This window comes from Kordia algicida OT-1, from assembly GCF_000154725.1.
In the GTDB taxonomy this organism is placed as follows: domain Bacteria; phylum Bacteroidota; class Bacteroidia; order Flavobacteriales; family Flavobacteriaceae; genus Kordia; species Kordia algicida.
On record NZ_DS544873.1, the window covers coordinates 2,230,651 to 2,231,600 of the forward strand.

Below are 950 nucleotides of genomic sequence, written 5' to 3' on the forward strand. Positions count from 1 at the left end.
AATATTTCTCAAAAAGAATTAAAAACAAAACTAAACAAAGTTTACGAAGATGGAATTTATTTTGTCGGACTCAGCAATCATGTTGGGTATATTCTTATCAAAAACAAAGAACTCTACTTCTTACATTCAAGTTATTATGACAATAAAGTCATGATTGAAAAAGCGGCAACTTCTCCATGTTTTCAAAGCGATATTTATGTTTTTGCAGAAATTACAACCAACAGAAAACTCATTCAAAAGTGGATTCAAAACACTACAATTCCAATTCATCACTAAAAAAATTACGTTAAACTCATAAAAATGGCACTCAAAAACGTTAAAAAACTCATAAAATAACGTTCAAAGGCATTCATACCGTATCTTTAAGTTTTTAACTAATCAATCAAACCTAAAGTAAAGCAATGAAAAAATCTTATTTGCTGCTGTTACTGTTTTTTTGTAGTCTATCTGCCTTTTCTCAGGAATACTTTCCCAAAAATGATGGCGTAAAAACAGAAAATCATACCCTAACAGCTTTTACCAATGCTAAAATTTATGTCACACCTACACAAGTGATAGAAAACGGAACACTGCTCATACAAGATGGAAAAGTGGTTCGAACAGGAACGAATATTTCGATTCCAAAAAATGCTACTGTCGTAGATTTGACAGGAAAAAGTGTGTATCCTTCCTTTATTGATCCGTATTCAGATTTCGGAATAGCAAAACCCAAACGAAATTCTGGAAGTTGGAGAGCAGCGCCACAATACGACGCGCAACGTACAGGATATTACTGGAACGATCACATTCGACCAGACATCAATCCAATCGATAAATTTTCTTTTGACAATAAGAAAGCTACCGATTTATTAAAAGCTGGTTTTGGAACTGTAAACACGCACATGCACGACGGAATTGTACGTGGAAATGGAATGCTTGTCGCGCTAAATTCAAAAGCAGATAACAGTGTT

Annotated in this window: 1 protein-coding gene and 1 pseudogene; both read left to right on the forward strand. The window is 33.8% G+C overall.

Annotation, left to right across the window (positions count from 1 at the left end):
* Positions 1-276, forward strand: a 276-nt coding sequence (locus KAOT1_RS23215) for a hypothetical protein (protein ID WP_007094586.1), incomplete at its 5' end; no start/stop codon positions are given.
* 125 nt (positions 277-401) lie between these two features.
* A pseudogene (locus KAOT1_RS23555) lies at positions 402-950 on the forward strand (amidohydrolase family protein); the annotation flags it as partial.